The organism is Streptococcus sp. S784/96/1 (assembly GCF_902729355.1).
Taxonomy (GTDB): domain Bacteria; phylum Bacillota; class Bacilli; order Lactobacillales; family Streptococcaceae; genus Streptococcus; species Streptococcus caledonicus.
This window is the reverse complement of the sequence record NZ_CACVCC010000011.1, coordinates 1-18,730: the sequence shown is the minus strand read 5'-3', so window position 1 is coordinate 18,730 and position 18,730 is coordinate 1. Positions and strand designations below refer to the sequence as shown.

Here is an 18,730-nt window from a genome sequence, read left to right as displayed (position 1 = left end):
AACAAGATGTCGAGAAGTTTTTCGGCATCTTTTGTTATCAATTGACAAATACGCATAATGAGTATAAAAAGGAGAAATATGCCATTATCAGGTAAAGAGCTTACAAAACTGGCTATTGAAAATGACTGGATAGAAGTTCGTGTTAAGGAGGGCATCATCATTTTAAGAAAGCAGGTGTGCCGTACTTAGTAACTATTCCAGTTCATGGGAATCAATCATTAAGGGTTAGTTTGGAACAGAAAATATTAAAAGATTTAGGGATAACAAGGAGATAAGCATGTTAAGGACATATCCAGCAATATTTCACAAGGAAGAAGATGGGAGCTATTGGGGTGAGTTTCCTGATTTCGGCGGTGGTACAGAAGGGGCTGATATTGAAGAAGCGATGAAAAATACACGTGAGATGCTAGAGAGTGTTTTAGCGACTTATTTGGATGAGGGAATACCTCTTCCTGAGGCAACAGCTATTGAGAATCTTAATGTTGAAGGTGGCTTTACAACCCTTATTCAAGCTAATCCAACTCCATTTTTGAAAAATAATAAGGCAATTCGAAAAAATGTGACAGTTCCAGAGTGGCTGGTTCGATTTGCCGATAGGGAGTCAATCAATTATTCCGAAGTACTGACTAAAGCTTTAGAAAAGCAGTTGCAATTATAATTAATATCCGCTTAAAACGTTGATTTTAAAGGCTTTTTGAGGTATAATAAAAGTAACAAAATGGAATTATTTGAAGCTGAAGTCTAGCTGAGACGAATGGTGCGATTACGAAATTTTCTAGACAAAAATGGTCTACGAGGTTTTAGAGCTGTGCTGTTTCGAATGGTTCCGAAACCAAATAGTTCAACCGTCGCTCCAAGTCCGTGTTTTAGAGCTGTGCTGTTTCGAATGGTTCCGAAACATTGTTTCAACTATTGGAGGGTTCGCTGGTGTTTTAGAGCTGTGCTGTTTCGAATGGTTCCGAAACAAGTAATTTCAAGCCGTGAATCAACGAATTGTTTTAGAGCTGTGCTGTTTCGAATGGTTCCGAAACCTCAAATCAAAAGGAAAAATTTTCAATTCGGTTTTAGAGCTGTGCTGTTTCGAATGGTTCCGAAACTGGAATAGTTGTTTAATTGACTCATCTTAGGTTTTAGAGCTGTGCTGTTTCGAATGGTTCCGAAACAGGGAGTTACTCTATTAGGTAACACGGAAAGTTTTAGAGCTGTGCTGTTTCGAATGGTTCCGAAACCAACCACTGAAATTAACACCGGTATGCAGGTTTTAGAGCTGTGCTGTTTCGAATGGTTCCGAAACAAGTTTGACCTCCTAGCTTACTAATCGTCGGTTTTAGAGCTGTGCTGTTTCGAATGGTTCCGAAACAAAAGAAATCGCCGTAAAAATGATTGACCCGTTTTAGAGCTGTGCTGTTTCGAATGGTTCCGAAACCAAAATCATTTTGGCTAAAAAGGTAAATAATGTTTTAGAGCTGTGCTGTTTCGAATGGTTCCGAAACTTGAAGAATTCCTTGAACAATAACTTGACCGTTTTAGAGCTGTGCTGTTTCGAATGGTTCCGAAACATTATTGATATTTTACAGGCGCTCCTTGCCGTTTTAGAGCTGTGCTGTTTCGAATGGTTCCGAAACTTGTCATTTTTACAATCCTAACACAACAACGTTTTAGAGCTGTGCTGTTTCGAATGGTTCCGAAACCTTTGAATTTACAGTATATAAAAAGGCAATGTTTTAGAGCTGTGCTGTTTCGAATGGTTCCGAAACATCCTAACGATGCACAATTGATGACGGTTCGTTTTAGAGCTGTGCTGTTTCGAATGGTTCCGAAACCTAAGACAAACCAGCAGTAAACACTTAGCTGTTTTAGAGCTGTGCTGTTTCGAATGGTTCCGAAACGAAATTTCGAGCTTATGCTCGGATTGTAAAGTTTTAGAGCTGTGTTGTTTCGAATGGTTCCGAAACGTAAACATTGGAAAAATCCTTTCCATAAATAGTCCCTTCTTTCTTACAAAGTTATTATTACAGAAATAAAAAAAGTCTGAGACAAAAATAGTTCTCAGCGACAAAAAAAGCTAGAGCTTCCTAATAGCGGAACTCTAGCTTTTTAGTTTTGAGTTGTTCTTTTACTGTATTTTAGGAGATTATTGGCCATAAGTACCAATCCCATGTCAATTGTCACCTGACATTTGCCTCTTAAGTTACATCTTTTGTAACCCAAACAAGCCTTTATCTGCCCAAAGACAGGTTCCACATCAATCTTGCATTGAGCGAAAATCTGTCTACCTTCGGGAGATAAAAGTGCTTGGCATTCTTTAGCCTTTAAGTGTTGATAATGTTCGTTGATATACAGTCCCTTTTGAGGGCTAGTTCAGGTTCATCGGCGTAGTAAACCTTGATTTCCTGTTGAAAGTCCGTCTGTGTTTTCTGATGTTTGACATGGTGAAAACGATAGCACCACCCGTCAGGATGAGTATAGCTATCCTCTTTGTCATCATAGTGCCAATTCGTTAAGTTCCTAGCTGACGGTTTATACCCTTTCTTCTGCTCTTTATCAAACATGGCATACTTAATCAAATGGTTCACATTGCTTTCATCCAAACGAAGGAGGTTCTTTCTCTTTTTGATAGTAATAACAGATTGACGCAGTGGTTGATTGGAGGTCTGCAACTGGACACTTCTTTATTTTCAAGTGTCCACCTCAAATAGTCAACCGGACTATTTGAGTACCACGCAATCGTTAGCGGCCATCCTAATCAACTATGCGGAGGTGGGACGATAAAATCGAAATCGTCTTTTTTGACGATTTAATGATTTTTGTCCCATTCTCATTTTTTTTGTTGCTTGGTAAGGTTTAGTCCCCATGGGACGAGGTTTTCGTTTTTCGCTTTTATTCGAGAGATATTTTCTTTATGTCGAACCATGATGACGGCTGCGATTAGAAGAATGAAAAGGCTAAAAAGTGGGTCGTAGGTTGTTAGGATGAAATCAATGGCAGGGAAGATAACGATTCCTAGAATAGCAGCAGTTGCTGCAATGACACTCGAAAGAGAAATCATGCTAAAGAGGTATAGGCTGGCTACAAAAATAATGGCTAGATAGAGAAGAAAACTCGGTGCAAAGCCTAAGAGAACGCCTGCGCTGGTAGCGACAGCTTTTCCACCACGAAATTGAGCAAAAATGGGAAAGGTATGTCCTAGAATGGCAAAAAATCCAATCATAAGAGGTGATAGTGTGATGCCAAGCCAGATAGGTAGTAAGGTCGCTAGCGTCCCTTTGAGGACGTCAACAGCAAGAACGACTAACCCAGCTTTAACTCCAAGTACACGGAAGGTATTGGTTGTTCCCATATTTCCTGAACCATGTTCGCGGAGATTAATCTTAAAAAATTGCTTCCCAATCCAAAGACCAGTCGGGATTGAACCAAGCAGATAGGCGATTAGAATAAAAAGTAATGTTTTCATAGTTACATTATAGCATAAAGGAGAAGATTTATGATATAATGGACAAAAATTAGAAAGGGAGCTCAGCTAAACGAAGAGGAAGACTTCTCTTTTTTAGTGCTTTAGGAACTATCAAATGATTAGACGCGCGACTTTAGAAGATATTCCAGCCATTCAGAGATTATTGGTACAAATTTTAGGAGTCCATCATGAAGCTAGACCGGATATTTTTAAAGGTGAGGGTAGTAAATTTACCGATGCAGAACTAGAGTTACACTTAACAGATGATACCAAGCCTGTTTATGTTTATGATAATGGCAAAGCTGTTATCGGACATCTCTTTTTAGAGATAAGAGAGGCGAAAGGAGCAGTTCTTGAGCCGGTAAAATCTCTCTTCATAGATGATTTATGTGTGGATCAAGAGGTACGTGGTAGTGGTATTGGTCAGGAGTTTTATGCGTTTGCCTTGGCCTATGCTAAAGAAATTGGGTGTTACCATTTGACTTTGAATGTTTGGAATGGCAATGATTCGGCGTTCCGCTTTTACCAAAAGCAAGGCATGAAACCCTTACATACAGAAATGGAAATTATCTTGTAATTTTTTGAAAAAATTGCTTACGAAGAAAAAATTTTTATGGTATAGTAAAATCTAATGTTTTAGAAATGGAGTTTATAATGCCTAGAAATGTTAAAGAAGCGATGTTGTTTACAGTGATGATGTGTGGCATCATGGTGTTTGGAATGTCAATTTGGAACCTTTACATAAATACAGGAGCAGTACATTGGGGGCATGTTTTTGCTGGCTACTTGCCAGGATTTGCTGTCGCTTTTCTGCTTGATGTGATTTTGGTAGGGCCGATTGCTAAGAAAATTGCTTTTGCGATTCTACACCACATCGGTCATCACGAGAAACGTTGGGTGAAAATTATTGCGATTTCAGGGACAATGGCACTGTTTATGGTGACCTTTATGTCGCTCTATGGTTTGATTTTTAATCTTATTATCGGTCAAGGATTACCTTGGTCTGTGATTACTTTGGGTGCTTATGGAAAAGCATGGCTAACAAACTTTGTGGCTGCTATCCCACTCAATTTCCTCATTGCAGGGCCAATTTCTCGTTTTATTTTGGGTCATCTTCAAAAACCATTTCCAGGTGAAGATAAGGTTGAAGATTTTGATGATGATGAAGAATTACCTGAAATTATCTAACTCAAAAATGTCGTAGCAGTTTTTTGTCTGCTACCCTTTTTTATGTTAAAATAAAGAAAATTGTACCAATCGGTCTAGTTTGGAAAAGGAGAAATGATGTCAGAAGTAAAACAATATGATTATATCGTTATCGGTGGTGGTTCAGGCGGAATTGCTAGTGCTAACCGTGCAGCTATGTATGGTGCTAAGGTCATCCTGTTTGAAGGAAAAGAAGTTGGTGGAACCTGTGTCAATGTGGGTTGTGTTCCTAAAAAAGTGATGTGGTACGGTGCTCAGGTTGCTGAAACCCTCAATCATTATGCGGCAGAGTATGGTTTTGAAGTTGAAACGAAAAACTTTAATTTTGCAACTTTGAAGGCTAATCGTCAGGCTTATATTGACCGTATTCACGGGTCTTACGAGCGTGGATTTGACAAAAATGGTGTGGAGCGTGTTTATGAATACGCAACTTTTGTAGATGCTCATACCGTAGAAGTGGCTGGGCAACGTTATACAGCTCCTCATATTTTGATTGCGACAGGTGGTCATGCCCTCTATCCAGAAATTCCAGGTGCTGAGTATGGTATCACCTCTGATGGATTCTTTGAGCTAGATGCTGTTCCTAATCGTACAGCTGTTGTAGGCGCAGGCTATATTGCGGTAGAAGTAGCGGGTGTTCTCCATGCTCTGGGTTCGGAGACGCATCTTTTTGTCCGTCAGGACCGTCCGCTCCGCAATTTTGACCAAGAAATCATTGGAACACTGACTGATTATATGACAGAGAATGGTCCTACTTTGCATACGCATTCGATTCCTAAGGAAGTGATTAAGAACGCTGATGAGTCGCTGACTTTGGTTTTGGAAAATGGGCAGAGGTACACAGTTGATACGCTTATCTGGGCCATTGGTCGTCGTCCAAATGTGACTGGTTTTGGGCTAGAAAAAACTGGAGTTGCACTTAATGATAAGGGATTTATCGCTGCTGATGAATTTGAAAATACAAATGTATCAGGAATCTATGCGCTTGGTGATGTGACTGGTAAATTAGAATTAACGCCTGTAGCTGTTAAAGCAGGTCGTCAATTGTCAGAACGTCTTTTCAATGCTAAAACGAATGCCAAGATGGATTACAAGGATGTGGCAACCGTTATTTTTAGTCACCCTGCCATCGGTTCAATCGGTTTATCAGAAGAAGCAGCCGTCGCTGAATTTGGTGCTGAAAATATTAAAGTTTATCGCTCAACATTCACACCAATGTACACAGCTCTTGGAACACACCGTCAACCAAGCAAGATGAAGCTTGTTTGCCTTGGGGAAGATGAAAAAATTATTGGGCTTCATGGTATCGGATACGGTGTTGATGAAATGGTTCAAGGCTTCTCAGTTGCTATCAAGATGGGCGCAACAAAAGAAGATTTTGATAATACTGTAGCCATTCACCCAACAGGTGCAGAAGAATTTGTGACGATGAGATAATTGGTACTGTAATTTGAATCAAGAATAGGATGATAAAAATGCGAATCAAATTATTCCATATTACTCAAATGAGTTAGTCTCCTGATTTTAACTGTTATGATAAAAACACTCCATTCAATGTTGAATGGAGTGTTTTCTTGTTATTGGATTCGAGTCATCAATTCATCAGCAGTTGTTGTTGGGAACATACGGATACGGTTAAGGGTGAGTAATCCGTTTGCTGCGCTAGCTACACCTTCATTTGTCGTCATACCAAGTTTATAGTTGAGTGATTTGGCGATATCCAAAGTTGTTTGAGAGTAGCGACCTGCTGGATAGGCAACAGCGATAGTATCTTGTGAAAAGGTTTGATCAAGATAGTTTTTTGAATCGCTGAGTTCAGCTGTTTGATTTTCAGGTGTTGAATATTCTAAATCTGGATGATTGACAGTGTGTCCTTGCAAGGAAATACCATTTGCCTTCATTTCTTGCATTTCATCAACCGTTAAATTACCTTCATGGTCAACAGAACCTGTGATGACATTATTAGTTGCCTTGGCACTGTACTTAGCAAGAATCGGATAAGCATGGTCGTAAAAGTCCCAGAGGCTATCATCAAAGGTAAGCCAGACAACTTTTTCAGCAGGGAGACTATTTTCAGTAAGGGCCCGGTAGGCTTCTTCAGGGCTTAAAAAATAATACCCTTCATCTTTTAGGCGCTTGATATGGCTCTCAAAAACATCTGGTGCCACGATAAGGTTAGCATTAGCAGCTTCCTCAGGAGCCATGACGTGGATAGCGTGATACATGAGGATTGGGATAGTAACGGGTTGCTCTTGTGTCGTCCAAGTGACGGTTTCCGTTTCAGAGGTGCTTTCGGTTTGTTGGGCTTGATCGGTTGTTTCTTGGACTTTGGAAATAACAGAGCTGGCTTGAGTTGTTTTCTGATTACTATTTTTAGCGTCAGCCATTTTCCAAAAGAAGAAAAGAGCAAAGCAGCTAAGCAGGATTATGAGAGAAAGTAATACGCCTAGGAATGGTGAACGACGGCGTCTAGAATGGCGAGAAGGTCTTGACATGTTGGGCTCCTTTGTTAATTTTTCTTCATTATAACGAAAAAGTGAATAGGATGCAAATGGAATTGAAAAGCTATTTGAGACTCTCCTAACTGACTAGTGTTAAAATAGCTGGAATATTTTGGAACTTCTTCTTAATATGCAAAAACGATATAAAATAAGAACTAGACTTTATCGATAATAACATACTATTTTAGTTATTGGAAACGTTTACGTTTGTAGAGATTAAGTTTAGTGTACCGATTACAAACTTCAGCATACCTGTAGGACTTTTATATTTTAGTTTGAAAATATTTGTTTTTGCGTTAATCTCCCATTTTTTGGTATAATGAATTAACATTTGGCATGTTATGTTTTAGAAAGTAAGGAGAATGATATGACAATTAAACTAGGTTTGCTTGGATTTGGTACTGTAGCAAGCGGTATTCCGTTTTTATTAGAAGAAAATGGTGATAAAATCACAGCAGCAGCGAAAGATCAGATTGAAATTTCTAAGGTATTGGTGAAGGATGAAGAAGAGAAAACGCGTCTTTTGGCAGCAGGAAATGATTATCATTTTGTGACGGACATTGACGATATTATCTCTGATAGTGAGATTGATATTGTGATTGAACTGATGGGGCGTATTGAACCAGCTAAAACCTTTATCACTAAGGCTTTGAAGGCTGGTAAACATGTGGTGTCTGCCAATAAAGACTTGATTGCTAGTCACGGTAAGGAATTGATTTCTTTGGCACAGGATAAGGGTGTAGCTTTTTACTACGAAGCAGCTGTTGCGGGTGGTATTCCAATTTTGCGCACTATGGCTAATTCCTTGACTTCTGATAGGGTCACTCGTATCTTAGGGGTTTTAAATGGGACATCTAACTTCATGTTGACCAAAATGGTTGATGAAGGTTGGTCTTATGAGGATGCTTTGGTGACTGCTCAGAAATTAGGTTACGCTGAAAGTGATCCGACAAATGATGTTGAAGGTATTGACGCTGCTTATAAAGCTGTTATTCTGAGTCAGTTTGGTTTTGGCATGACGATTGGATTGGAAGATGTTACCCACAAAGGCATTTCAACCATTAGCACAGCTGATGTTGCAGTGGCGCAACAGCTCGGTTATGTGATTAAGCTAGTGGGAGCAATCGAGGAAACCCCATCAGGGCTCTTTGCAGAGGTGTCACCAAGCTTTGTGCCCAAGACACACCCATTGGCAAGTGTTAATGGTGTGATGAATGCTGTTTTTGTTGAGTCAATAGGTATCGGTCAATCCATGTATTACGGACCTGGTGCTGGACAAAAACCAACAGCAACAAGTGTTGTGGCAGATATTGTTCGTATTGCTCGTCATTTAAATGATAAAACCATTGGCAAACCTTTTAATGAATTTAGTCGTGAAATAAAATTATCTGATTTATCAGATGTGAAGAGTCGTTATTACTTTTCAATTGAGACACCAGATAAGAAAGGACAACTTTTGCAACTAGCTGAAATTTTCAGCTCAGAAGATATTTCATTTGAGCAAGTGCTACAACAAAAGGCTCAAGGAGAGCGAGCTAGTGTTGTTATCATTACACACGAAATGAGCAAAACTGCCTTGGCAAATGTGACCGCTAAATTATCAGAAGTAGCAGAGTTCAAGGTCTTGAATACTTTCAAGGTGTTGGGTGAGTAAGATGAGAATTACAGTACCTGCAACTTCAGCCAATATCGGACCTGGTTTTGATTCGGTTGGGGTCGCACTTTCAAAATATTTAACGATTGAGATTAAGGAGCCAGCTGATAAGTGGTTCATCAAGCATGATTTGGGAGATATTCCTAGTGATGAGAGTAACTTATTAATTGCTACGGCACTTCAAATTAATCCTAATTTGCAGCCGCACATGATTGAGATGACATCAGATATCCCACTGGCGCGTGGTTTGGGGTCATCATCATCAGTTATTGTAGCAGGTATTGAGTTAGCCAATCAGCTTGGTCATCTTGAGATGACTGCTGATGAAAAATTGGCTATAGCGACTGAGACCGAGGGGCATCCTGATAATGTTGCACCAGCTATTTTTGGAAATTTGGTCATTGCTTCTTATGTGAATCAAAACGTTAATCAGATTGTTGCTGAGTTCCCAGCTTGTAGTTTTATTGCTTTTATTCCTAGTTATGAGTTGAAAACTTCTGATTCTCGTGGGGTATTACCACAAGAGCTTTCTTATAAAGAAGCTGTCGCAGCCTCCTCCATTGCAAATGTGGCTGTTGCAGGGCTTTTATCAGGAAATCTAGAAGTGGCAGGAGAGGCTATTGAGGGCGATCGTTTCCATGAAGTCTATCGCCAATCTTTGGTCAAGGAATTTCTTCCGATTAAGACTTTAGCTAAAGAAATGGGAGCCTATGCGACCTATTTATCAGGTGCAGGGCCTACAATTATGGTCTTAACAGCACACGATAAATCCGATGAAATCAAGTTAGCTATTGAAGCACTCCAATTTGATGGTGAATGCTTTATCTTAGAAATTGACCGTGAGGGTGTGCGTGTTGAATGAAAGTAGAAAAGGATTGATTTACGCCTTCTGTGCCTATCTGGCTTGGGCACTTTTATCCCTTTATTGGAAAGCATTGGGTGGAGTACCTGCCTATACGACTTTTTCCTATCGGATTGTCTGGACTTTTGTAACGATGTTAGCTTATTTTGTTTTGGCTAGGCAGACTGATAAGTTAACGAAGGAGCTCACTTATCTGAAAAGCTCTTCAAAGCCTTTATGGACAATGATTTTTGCGAGCCTATTTATCGCCGTCAATTGGCTAGTCTATATCTATGCGGTGAGTAGCGGTCAAGCCACCGAGGCTAGTCTAGGTTACTACTTAATGCCGTTGGTATCAGTTCTTTTGTCCATTCTTTTTTTAGGGGAAAAGCTGGTGCGTCTTGAGTGGATTGCAGTGGCTTTGGCGGCTTTAGGAGCTCTTGTCTTGATAGTGCTAACAGGACGGCTGCCGCTTGTAACCTTTATTTTAGCCTTGTCTTTTGGCATTTATGGCTTATTAAAAAAACAGGTTAAACTTTCAAGTGATGTTGCGATGCTAGTAGAAGCGGGAATTATTTTGCCTTTTGCGGTAGGTTATCTTATCTTTTTAAGTCCAGTTGGCTGGTGTGATGTTAGCTTGATTGAGCAAGGGTTACTAGCTCTGTCGGGAATAATCACTGCAATTCCTCTCTTATTATTTGCGGAAGCTGTTAAACGCGCTCCGCTTAATCAAGTCGGATTCATTCAATATTTTAATCCTACTTTGCAACTGGTTATTGCAGTTTTTATCTTTGGTGAGGGGATCAATGGTGGAGAAATGGTAGGCTTCGCGATAATTTGGCTTGCAGTAGGAGTCTTTGTTTTTGCGCAGCTTTTTCATAAAAAAAAATAATGAACAATCCTTTTTGATTATTGAACAAAAGGGATTTTTTAGGTATCTTATGGTACAATAAATAGCAAAGCAATACGGTAGGAGGTCAAAATGAAACATTCAACCTGGCATGAAAAAATCAAAGCAGAACTACCAGAGCATTATTTTGGTCAGATCAACGCTTTTATGGACAAGGTTTATGGTGAGGGAGTGGTCTATCCACCGAGAGAGAAGGTTTTTGCGGCCTTGACACACACGACTTTTGAGCAGACCAAAGTCGTTATTTTAGGACAGGATCCATATCATGGTCCCAATCAAGCGCAAGGGCTATCGTTTTCAGTGCCAAATGACTTGCTTGCTCCGCCATCTTTGCAAAATATTTTGAAAGAATTACAAGAAGATATTGGTCTGAAAGAAAACCATGATTTAACCCCTTGGGCTGATCAGGGTGTATTATTGCTAAATGCTTGTCTGACGGTTCCAGCTGGTAATGCCAATGGTCATGCGAATCTTATCTGGGAACCGTTCACAGATGCCGTGATTAAGGTCCTTAATCAAAAAGAAGCGCCTGTAGTCTTTATTCTTTGGGGTGGCTATGCGAGAAAGAAAAAAAACTTGATTACCAATTCCCATCATCAAGTGATTGAATCGGCTCACCCAAGTCCTCTTTCAGCCCATCGTGGTTTCTTTGGTAGTAAGCCTTTTTCAAGAGCTAATGCCTACTTAGAAGAGGCTGGGCTGGATAAAATTGATTGGTTGCAGTAAGGAGTGAGAGTAGTGACAGAGTTGGATAGAACCGCACTCTTTTTTGAGGCGCTAGAGAGCAATCAACTAACAGAAGCAGAACAGTTACTGACACAGCTGTATGACTCCCTAGACAAGGAAGATGTCATCGGACAATTTTGGGCTAATAACAATAGGATTTATTTGTCCGTGAAGAAAGCGCAATTACAGGAAGCAAGGCAGTCAGGCCGACGTAATGTAAGGCTAGCAGAAAAGCTTGGTGACTTGGAAATGAAGCACATAGCTCTTCACCAGCTGGCTTATGTCGAACGAGAGGCCAAAGACTACCCTAAAGCTCTCGACTATATTGTTCAAGAACAAGCCTTAATAGCACAATTAGACTTAGATGACAGTGATCGGAAACAGGCGGATTCAGTAGCTGACTATGAAGATGCTTACCTACATTTTTTAATGGGTGACAAAACTACTGCGGAAGCTAAGATGAGAACGGCACTAGATTTGGCATTACAGACCGATGATGAGGTGGCTAAAGCCTGCGCTTATCGTGGTCTCGGTGAAATCACCAAGGAGCTCAGCTATTTCCAAAAGGCCAAAGACCTCTTTTTAACCATCGGAGATACCATAGGTGCAGCTGAAGTGGAAGAGCTAATCACGCAACTAAAATAGGGAGAACACATGCTTTTAATTAAAAATGGTCGAGTGATTGACCCAAAAACTGGTTTGGATAGGGTGACGGATGTGCTTGTTGAAGGGAAAAAAATCCTAAGCATTGCAGATGGTATTGAAGCGGCAGGTGCCGAGGTGATTGATGCCACGGGCCTTGTGGTGGCACCTGGTCTCATTGACATCCATGTGCACTTCCGTGAGCCGGGGCAGACGCATAAGGAAGACATTCACACAGGTGCTTTGACGGCGGCAGCAGGTGGCTTTACCACTGTGGTCATGATGGCCAATACCAATCCAACCATTTCGGACGTGGAGACCTTGACCGAGGTTTTGGAGTCAGCAGCAAAAGAAGCTATCCATATAAAAACTAATGCTACTATAACCAAAAACTTTGACGGTGAAAATTTGACGGATTTTGATGCCTTGTTAGCAGCTGGTGCAGTCGGCTTTTCAGATGATGGGATTCCTCTTGAAAATACCGGTGTGGTTCGCAAGGCCTTCAAAAAAGCCAAGGAATTGGATGTGGTTGTGGCGCTTCACGAGGAAGACCCTCAGTTGAATGGCATTCTAGGGTTAAATGAACACATCGCCAAACATCATTTTGGCTGTGGTGGTGCTCGTGGCGTGGCTGAATATAGCATGGTGGCGCGTGATGTCATGATTGCCTATGAGGTGCAAAATAAATTCCACGTGCAGCATTTGTCTAAAGCGGAGTCAGTGAAAGTTATTGAATTTGTGCAAGGATTAGGTGCCAAGGTAACCGCAGAAGTTGCACCGCAACATTTTTCAAAAACCGAAGACCTGCTCCTTGAAAAAGGGTCCAATGCAAAAATGAATCCCCCGTTACGCTTGGAGAGTGATCGCTTGGCAGTCATTGAAGGGTTGAAATCAGGCGTGATTTCTGTGATTGCAACCGACCATGCTCCTCATCATACCGATGAAAAAGCGGTCTCTGATGTGACCCAAGCACCGTCAGGTATGACTGGTTTAGAAACCTCCCTTTCTTTGGGACTGACTCATTTGGTTGAAGCAGGGCACCTTAGTTTGTCGGAATTACTGGCAAAAATGACCGTCAACCCAGCAGAACTTTACGGATTTGACGCCGGTTATTTGGCGGAAAATGGCCCAGCAGATATTGTGATTTTCGCTGATAACGAAGATCGCATCATCTCGGAGCATTTCCATTCAAAAGCAGCCAATTCGCCATTTATCGGAGACAAACTCAAAGGCGTTGTCAAATACACGATTTGTAATGGGAATCTTGTCTATCAGGCATAAAATGGACTGATAGAAATGCCATCTTTGGGCACAATAAAAGCGCTGGGTTTTCCAGTACTTTTTAAGATGATTTAGTCAGCGACAAGTCCTGTTCCGTGAACTTGGCTAGCTCCCGTTTTTTCAATGAGTTCTTGATAGTTATCAGCATTGACCCCACCACCGAGGAGAATGTCAATGCGACCATTGGCGTGGGTAATGAGTTCTTTGATGTGGTCTACATTTTTAAAAATATCTCGGCGAATGGCAGAGCCGTGAAGAAGAACTCGGGTAAATCCTAACTCCATCAAGCTATCCAGTGCAGCTTTTTGCTCAGCTTTTGGAATCAAATCAAAGGCCATGTGAAAGACGAGGGGCAGTCCTTGAGTAGCAGGTAAAAGGTACTCAATACCTTCAAGATCCAGTTGGTTATCCTCAGTAAGTAGACCGAGAACAATAGCATCGCTTTCTAGCTCAACCGCACGCAAGATATCTTCCTCCATAATACGAAGTTCAAGGTCGTTGTAGACAAAATTGCCACCACGAGGACGAATCATCACAGCAGAGGTAATGTGATTCTCATGTAGGTAGCGGTTAGCTTCTTTTATGACACCATAACTCGGTGTTGTGCCACCAACAGCTAAATTATCACAAAGCTCGACACGTGTGATATCAGTACCAACTAAGCGGTGCAAATCTGTTAAATTTTCAGCACAAAATTCTTTGGTAATCATGGGAACTCCTTTGAGATTTTATGAGATAAGTATAGCAAAATAAGTGATACAAAAGCAAGCATTCAAAGATGAAAAATAGTATAATAGAAAAATAGATTGTGTATAAGGAGAATACTATGGAAATACGGTTAGCTCACCCAAATGAATTTGGTCGTATTTTGGAAATTATTGAAGAAGCACGTGCCTTTTTGAAAGCCTCAGGTAGTGATCAGTGGCAAAGTGCTTATCCAGCAGAAGAGGACATCTTTGATGATATTTTGCAGGCGCGTGGATGGGTTGGTCTCATTGATGGAGAGATTGTTTCATATGCTGCGGTAATTGTTGGTAAAGAAGAGGCTTATGAGAAGATTTACGATGGGAAATGGCGCCACAATCACCCACGTTATACGGTTTTCCACCGTGTCGCAGTTGCTAGTCAATATAGTGGTCAAAAAGTGGCACAAACCTTCATGCAAGGTCTGATTGAAGGGCATGATGGTCCAGATTTTCGCTGTGATACTCACGAAAAAAATACCATTATGCAACACATTTTAGAAAAACTTGGTTATGTGTACTGCGGCAAGGTCCCTCTAGATGGTGTGCGACTTGCTTACCAGAAGATTAAGATGCGTTCAGAAAAGGCACAGTATCAAGAAATTGCTGAATTTGCTATGGTAGATTAGATGTTGTCAAAATGCCGTTACAAATCCCCACTCGGTGAGATGACCTTAGTTGCCTTTGATGATCAGTTATGTGGCGTTTACTTTGATGACCAGAAGTATTTTATGGCTGGTTTTGAGGGGATGGAAATAGCAGAGCAGGATAGTGAGATTTTGAAAGTCACTAAGCAGTGGTTGGATAGCTATTTTGCAGGAGACAAGCCAGACACCGTTCATTTGTCCTTACGACCACAAGGGACTGCTTTTCAAAAAAAGGTTTGGGCAGCGCTAGCAGATATTCCTTACCGTGAGACGATAACTTATGGACAATTAGCTGAACAACTCTCTTGTAAGTCTGCGCAAGCTATTGGCTCTGCCGTAGGAAAAAATCCATTAAGCATCCTTGTACCCTGCCACCGTGTCTTAGGGTCAAAAGGGCAACTAACGGGATATGCTGGTGGCTTAGAGCGAAAGAGATATTTACTAGAATTGGAGAAAAATCATGATTTTTTATGAATACCCAAAATGTTCGACTTGTCGTAAAGCGAAGTCAGAGTTGAAAAACTTAGGTGTTGAAGTGGAGGCGATTGACATCAAAACCAATCCTCCTCAGCTGGCTATTTTGAAAAGCTGGCTCGATAGTGGTGTTGAGCTGAAAAAATTGTTTAATACCTCTGGCAATAGCTACCGTGAGTTAGGGCTGAAGGACAAATTGCCAACCTTATCAGTTGATGAGGCTCTAGCGTTGTTGGTGGCTGATGGTATGCTGATTAAGCGGCCAATCCTTGTGGACGGTGACAAAGTTCTACAAATTGGCTACCGCACAAATTACAGTGAATTAGGATTATAGAAGGAGAAAAACATGACATTTGAGGAGATTTTACCAGGTCTTAAAGCTAAGCAAAAATATGTGCGTACCGGATGGGGGGGCGCTGAAAACTATGTACAGCTCTTTGATACCATTGAAGTCAACGGCGAAAAGTTAGAAGCAACCCCTTATTTTTTGATTAACGTGACAGGTGACGGTGAAGGCTTTAGCATGTGGAGCCCGACACCTTGCGATGTGTTGGCGACTGACTGGGTAGAAGTGCATGACTAAAACTGTCCTTATTACAGGCGTTTCCTCAGGTATCGGACTGGCTCAGGCGCGTGTGTTTTTGGAAAATGGCTGCGCAGTTTATGGGATCGATAAGTCAGCTAAACCTGACTTATCCGGAGATTTTCATTTTCTTCAATTAGACCTCACAGGGGACCTAGCGGCGCTTTACGATTTTGCACCAGCGGTAGATGTCCTGTGCAATACCGCAGGAATACTGGACGCTTATCAACCCTTATTAGAGCAGAACCAAGAAACCATTGAGACTATTTTTGCCATCAACGTTTTTTCTGCTATGGTCATTACACGCCATTACTTGGCAAAAATGGTAGCCCAGCAGTCTGGTATCATTATCAATATGTGCTCTATTGCCAGTTTTTTGGCTGGCGGTGGCGGTGCGGCCTACACAGCTTCCAAACATGCTATAGCAGGTTTTACCAAACAGTTGGCACTAGATTATGCGGACCAAGGTGTTCAAGTATTTGGCATTGCTCCTGGTGCTGTTAAGACAGCAATGACAGCAGCCGATTTTGAACCGGGAGGACTAGCGGATTGGGTAGCCTCTGAAACCCCAATCAAACGTTGGTTAGAGCCAGAAGAAGTCGCTGATTTGACCTTCTTTTTAGCATCAGGAAAGGCACAAGCCATGCAAGGAGAAATCATCAAAGTTGATGGTGGCTGGAGTTTGAAATAAAAAGGAGAATTACCATGAAAGCAACCGAAATGTGGAAAGCCTATAAGAAAATTCGTCCAGAAATTGGTGATGAAATTGATGCATGGGCATTTGGTGCTGAGCCAGATGAACTTGCTCAGTTGGTGTTAGCAGGTACAAAGACCGCCACAGCATCAGCTTATGATTTATATCAATTAGAAAATGAACCACTTCCGAAAGTCGGAACTTATGATGTTGTTCTTGACAGTCAAGATGAGGCTGTTTGTATTATTGAGATTACTAAGGTGTCAGTTGTTCCCTTTAATGAAGTGTCATCAGACCATGCTTTCAAAGAAGGTGAAGGCGATAAATCTCTGGCATATTGGAGTCAGGTTCACCAAGACTTGTTTACTCAGTGGCTTGGGGAATGTGATTTGACCTTTACGGAAAATTCCAAGATTGTATTAGAAGAATTCAGAGTCGTTTATCCACTTTAAGGAAAATCAATGGAAAAGTTTATCGAAATAGGTTTTGACAATCGTTGGTTTATTCGGACAGAGTTTGAAAAAGATGACGGAAGCGAGTGGGAAGTCAAAGGAATATCGGGGAAAATCATCCCAAAGTCTTATTACCTCAGACTTTGGTTTGGCAAGATGGTGTTCATCTTAGATAGCAAAGAAGGTTTCAAGAAACAAACGAAATCGTGTACGACTTTGAAAGTTATTCTAGGAATTAAATCTGCAGTTTAATCATATCCGTGAGAAAAATCGGGAAAACCCAGATTTGAATCTTACTGTTGAAAATAAAAAAAAATAAACTGGCTTAGAATCAACGTTTTTTGACGACGTTACTCTAAGCCAGTTACTATTTTTAAGGCCTTTTGACCTATTATGAGGCGATTATTCTTAGGCTGAGCAAAATCGTTATTTATATTACTACATAGTGATAAAATAATCCTATCATCCTAAAAGAGATACAAACATGATTGAATTAGGAATTTCTACTTTTGGAGAAACAACGGTTTTAGAAAAGACTGGGAGGTGATTCCGCACGATCAACGTATTCGTGAATTGGTGGCGGAGATTGAGCTTGCTGATCAAGTAGGCCTTGATATCTATGCTATCGGCGAGCACCACCGTGAAGATTTTGCGGTGTCAGCACCAGAAATTGTCTTAGCAGCAGGAGCAGTCAATACCAAGCATATTCGTCTTTCGAGCGCTGTGACAATTTTGTCTTCTATCGACCCGGTTCGTGTCTATCAGTAGTATGCGACCATTGATGCTTTGTCAAATGGTAGAGCAGAAATCATGGCTGGTCGTGGATCATTTATTGAAAGTTTTCCATTGTTTGGTTATGATTTGGCAGATTATGATGAACTCTTCAATGAGAATCTAGACATGCTCCTTGCGATAAAAGAAAAGACTAACTTGAAGTGGAATGGAAAATTCACCCAATCAGTTGATAATCGTCCCGTTTATCCTCGTGCAATTCAAGAGGATTTCCCAATCTGGATTGCGACTGGAGGGGGATTGTGTCATAATAATGACAGGTGCTTAAAACGCTGACAAATCAAGGAGTTGAGCGTTCTACAATCTGTCATTAAGGAGGAATTTTGTAGATTCCCAATTTGTCAAATTAAGCTAGACAGAAAAAAGCCATTTATGTTAGTCTCAGATAAACACCACATTTTTCTGAGAGGAACTAACATAAATGACCTACACTCATCTTACCACAAACGAGCTTGTAATGATAGAGGCTTACTACCAAGAAGGAATGGCAGTTAGCGCTATTTGTCACTCTCTCAAAAGATCAAAACAAACTATTTATAAGATTATTGCTTATTTTAAGGCTGGACACACTGCCTATGATTACTATGAACACTACAAAGCTAATAAGCAGCGTTGTGGTTGTCGTAAAACCCAACTCACTCAAAATGAACAAACATTTATCCCAATGCATTTAGATCGCGACTGGAGTCTGGATGTTGTTAAAGGAACTTATCCTGATAAAATCTCTTGTTCTATGAGAACTCTTTATCGCCTAGCTGACCGTGGCATCTTCAAGAAAGAGGATCTACCCTGGAAGGGAAAGCGCAAGCCAAATGGTAAGACAGAAAAACGTGGCAAGCTAGCTTTTCGTCGGGATATTCGTGAGCGTTCGAAAATCTATCCGAAATTGGAAAGAGAATTTGGGCATCTTGAAGGAGATACGATCGTTGGTAAACATCACAAAAATGCTGTTGTCACCTTGGTAGAGAAGCAGTCTAAAGCTATTATCACGCTTCGAACAAAGGGGGCGAAAAGCTAGTGATATTGAACAAGCACTAACTAGATGGCTCTCAAGATTTCCAAAACATCTCTTTAAATCAATGGCCTTTGATTGTGGGAAAGAGTTCTGTAATTGGAAGACGATTTCTAAC

Annotated in this window: 20 protein-coding genes, 4 pseudogenes and 1 CRISPR repeat array; of the genes and pseudogenes, 20 read left to right on the top strand and 4 right to left on the bottom strand. The window is 40.9% G+C overall.

Annotated features, from left to right (window positions below):
* Positions 1-78: 78 nt before the first annotated feature.
* Together GZ996_RS05320 and GZ996_RS05315 are read left to right on the top strand one after the other, a co-directional pair.
* Positions 79-275 (top strand): annotated as a pseudogene (locus GZ996_RS05320) (type II toxin-antitoxin system HicA family toxin).
* Positions 276-277: 2 nt separating this feature from the next.
* Positions 278-658, top strand: a complete 381-nt coding sequence (locus GZ996_RS05315) for a type II toxin-antitoxin system HicB family antitoxin (protein ID WP_162011505.1) — start codon at positions 278-280, stop codon at positions 656-658.
* 139 nt (positions 659-797) lie between these two features.
* Positions 798-1,955: direct repeats of the CRISPR family, unit length 36 nt; unit sequence GTTTTAGAGCTGTGCTGTTTCGAATGGTTCCGAAAC.
* A gap of 142 nt (positions 1,956-2,097) precedes the next feature.
* On the opposite strand, the pseudogene GZ996_RS12205 reads toward GZ996_RS05315, so the two are convergent.
* Both GZ996_RS12205 and plsY read right to left on the bottom strand, forming a co-directional pair.
* Positions 2,098-2,606, bottom strand: a pseudogene (locus GZ996_RS12205) (transposase); the annotation flags it as partial.
* A gap of 212 nt (positions 2,607-2,818) precedes the next feature.
* On the bottom strand, positions 2,819-3,454 hold the full coding sequence (gene plsY, locus GZ996_RS05300; RefSeq protein WP_162011504.1) for a glycerol-3-phosphate 1-O-acyltransferase PlsY: 636 nt from the start codon (positions 3,452-3,454) through the stop codon (positions 2,819-2,821).
* 115 nt (positions 3,455-3,569) lie between these two features.
* Here plsY and GZ996_RS05295 point away from each other — a divergent pair, with 115 nt between their 5' ends.
* The 3 genes from GZ996_RS05295 (at position 3,570) to gorA (ending at position 6,097) form a co-directional block, all read left to right on the top strand.
* A complete protein-coding gene (locus GZ996_RS05295; protein ID WP_162011503.1) occupies positions 3,570-4,031 on the top strand; it encodes a GNAT family N-acetyltransferase in 462 nt (153 codons plus the stop codon).
* A 77-nt stretch (positions 4,032-4,108) separates the two neighbouring features.
* Positions 4,109-4,642 (top strand): DUF2798 domain-containing protein, encoded by a 534-nt coding sequence (locus GZ996_RS05290; protein WP_162011502.1) that lies wholly within the window; start codon positions 4,109-4,111, stop codon positions 4,640-4,642.
* A gap of 96 nt (positions 4,643-4,738) precedes the next feature.
* Positions 4,739-6,097 carry a glutathione-disulfide reductase gene (gene gorA / locus GZ996_RS05285; RefSeq protein ID WP_162011501.1) on the top strand — a complete coding sequence of 453 codons (1,359 nt, stop codon included), beginning with the start codon at positions 4,739-4,741 and terminating at the stop codon, positions 6,095-6,097.
* Between the two features lie 140 nt (positions 6,098-6,237).
* Here gorA and GZ996_RS05280 read toward each other — a convergent pair whose 3' ends face one another.
* Positions 6,238-7,155: a polysaccharide deacetylase family protein gene (locus GZ996_RS05280; RefSeq protein WP_162011500.1), complete on the bottom strand. Its 918-nt coding sequence runs from the start codon at positions 7,153-7,155 to the stop codon at positions 6,238-6,240.
* 373 nt (positions 7,156-7,528) lie between these two features.
* Here GZ996_RS05280 and GZ996_RS05275 point away from each other — a divergent pair, with 373 nt between their 5' ends.
* The 6 genes from GZ996_RS05275 to GZ996_RS05250 all read left to right on the top strand — a co-directional run bounded on the left by GZ996_RS05275 (position 7,529) and on the right by GZ996_RS05250 (position 13,215).
* Positions 7,529-8,815 (top strand): homoserine dehydrogenase, encoded by a 1,287-nt coding sequence (locus GZ996_RS05275; RefSeq protein WP_162011499.1) that lies wholly within the window; start codon positions 7,529-7,531, stop codon positions 8,813-8,815.
* 1 nt (position 8,816) lies between these two features.
* Entirely contained in the window at positions 8,817-9,677 is an 861-nt protein-coding gene (gene thrB / locus GZ996_RS05270) for a homoserine kinase (protein WP_162011498.1), read from the top strand.
* Positions 9,670-10,548: an EamA family transporter RarD gene (gene rarD, locus GZ996_RS05265; protein WP_162011529.1), complete on the top strand. Its 879-nt coding sequence runs from the start codon at positions 9,670-9,672 to the stop codon at positions 10,546-10,548. The genes thrB and rarD overlap by 8 nt, the downstream gene beginning before the upstream one ends.
* Positions 10,549-10,638: 90 nt before the next feature.
* Positions 10,639-11,292 (top strand): uracil-DNA glycosylase, encoded by a 654-nt coding sequence (locus tag GZ996_RS05260; RefSeq protein ID WP_156806354.1) that lies wholly within the window; start codon positions 10,639-10,641, stop codon positions 11,290-11,292.
* 12 nt (positions 11,293-11,304) lie between these two features.
* Positions 11,305-11,937: a hypothetical protein gene (locus GZ996_RS05255; RefSeq protein ID WP_162011497.1), complete on the top strand. Its 633-nt coding sequence runs from the start codon at positions 11,305-11,307 to the stop codon at positions 11,935-11,937.
* Between the two features lie 9 nt (positions 11,938-11,946).
* Positions 11,947-13,215 carry a dihydroorotase gene (locus GZ996_RS05250; protein ID WP_162011496.1) on the top strand — a complete coding sequence of 423 codons (1,269 nt, stop codon included), beginning with the start codon at positions 11,947-11,949 and terminating at the stop codon, positions 13,213-13,215.
* 71 nt (positions 13,216-13,286) lie between these two features.
* On the opposite strand, the gene GZ996_RS05245 is transcribed toward GZ996_RS05250, so the two are convergent.
* The gene (locus tag GZ996_RS05245; protein ID WP_162011495.1) at positions 13,287-13,925 is read right to left on the bottom strand and encodes a copper homeostasis protein CutC; all 639 of its coding nucleotides are present in this window, start codon (positions 13,923-13,925) and stop codon (positions 13,287-13,289) included.
* A gap of 116 nt (positions 13,926-14,041) precedes the next feature.
* On the opposite strand from GZ996_RS05245, the gene GZ996_RS05240 reads away from it, so the two are divergent.
* The 9 genes and pseudogenes from GZ996_RS05240 to GZ996_RS05200 form a co-directional block, all read left to right on the top strand.
* On the top strand, positions 14,042-14,587 hold the full coding sequence (locus tag GZ996_RS05240) for a GNAT family N-acetyltransferase (protein ID WP_161979213.1): 546 nt from the start codon (positions 14,042-14,044) through the stop codon (positions 14,585-14,587).
* The gene (locus tag GZ996_RS05235; protein WP_156807165.1) at positions 14,588-15,079 is read left to right on the top strand and encodes a methylated-DNA--[protein]-cysteine S-methyltransferase; all 492 of its coding nucleotides are present in this window, start codon (positions 14,588-14,590) and stop codon (positions 15,077-15,079) included. It begins immediately after the preceding gene.
* Complete coding sequence (locus GZ996_RS05230) at positions 15,063-15,413, top strand: arsenate reductase family protein (protein WP_156807164.1); 351 nt, start codon at positions 15,063-15,065, stop codon at positions 15,411-15,413. The genes GZ996_RS05235 and GZ996_RS05230 overlap by 17 nt, the downstream gene beginning before the upstream one ends.
* 12 nt (positions 15,414-15,425) lie before the next feature.
* A complete protein-coding gene (locus GZ996_RS05225; protein WP_156807163.1) occupies positions 15,426-15,662 on the top strand; it encodes a DUF2829 domain-containing protein in 237 nt (78 codons plus the stop codon).
* Positions 15,655-16,353, top strand: coding sequence for a 3-oxoacyl-ACP reductase (locus GZ996_RS05220; RefSeq protein ID WP_156807162.1), 699 nt, complete (start codon positions 15,655-15,657; stop codon positions 16,351-16,353). Before GZ996_RS05225 ends, GZ996_RS05220 begins: the two co-directional genes overlap by 8 nt.
* Before the next feature lie 14 nt (positions 16,354-16,367).
* Positions 16,368-16,808 (top strand): ASCH domain-containing protein, encoded by a 441-nt coding sequence (locus tag GZ996_RS05215; RefSeq protein ID WP_162011494.1) that lies wholly within the window; start codon positions 16,368-16,370, stop codon positions 16,806-16,808.
* A 9-nt stretch (positions 16,809-16,817) separates the two neighbouring features.
* Positions 16,818-17,060, top strand: coding sequence for a DUF3977 family protein (locus tag GZ996_RS05210; protein WP_162011493.1), 243 nt, complete (start codon positions 16,818-16,820; stop codon positions 17,058-17,060).
* 232 nt (positions 17,061-17,292) lie between these two features.
* Positions 17,293-17,843: pseudogene (locus GZ996_RS05205) on the top strand (LLM class flavin-dependent oxidoreductase); the annotation flags it as partial.
* A gap of 178 nt (positions 17,844-18,021) precedes the next feature.
* Positions 18,022-18,730: pseudogene (locus GZ996_RS05200) on the top strand (IS30 family transposase); the annotation flags it as partial.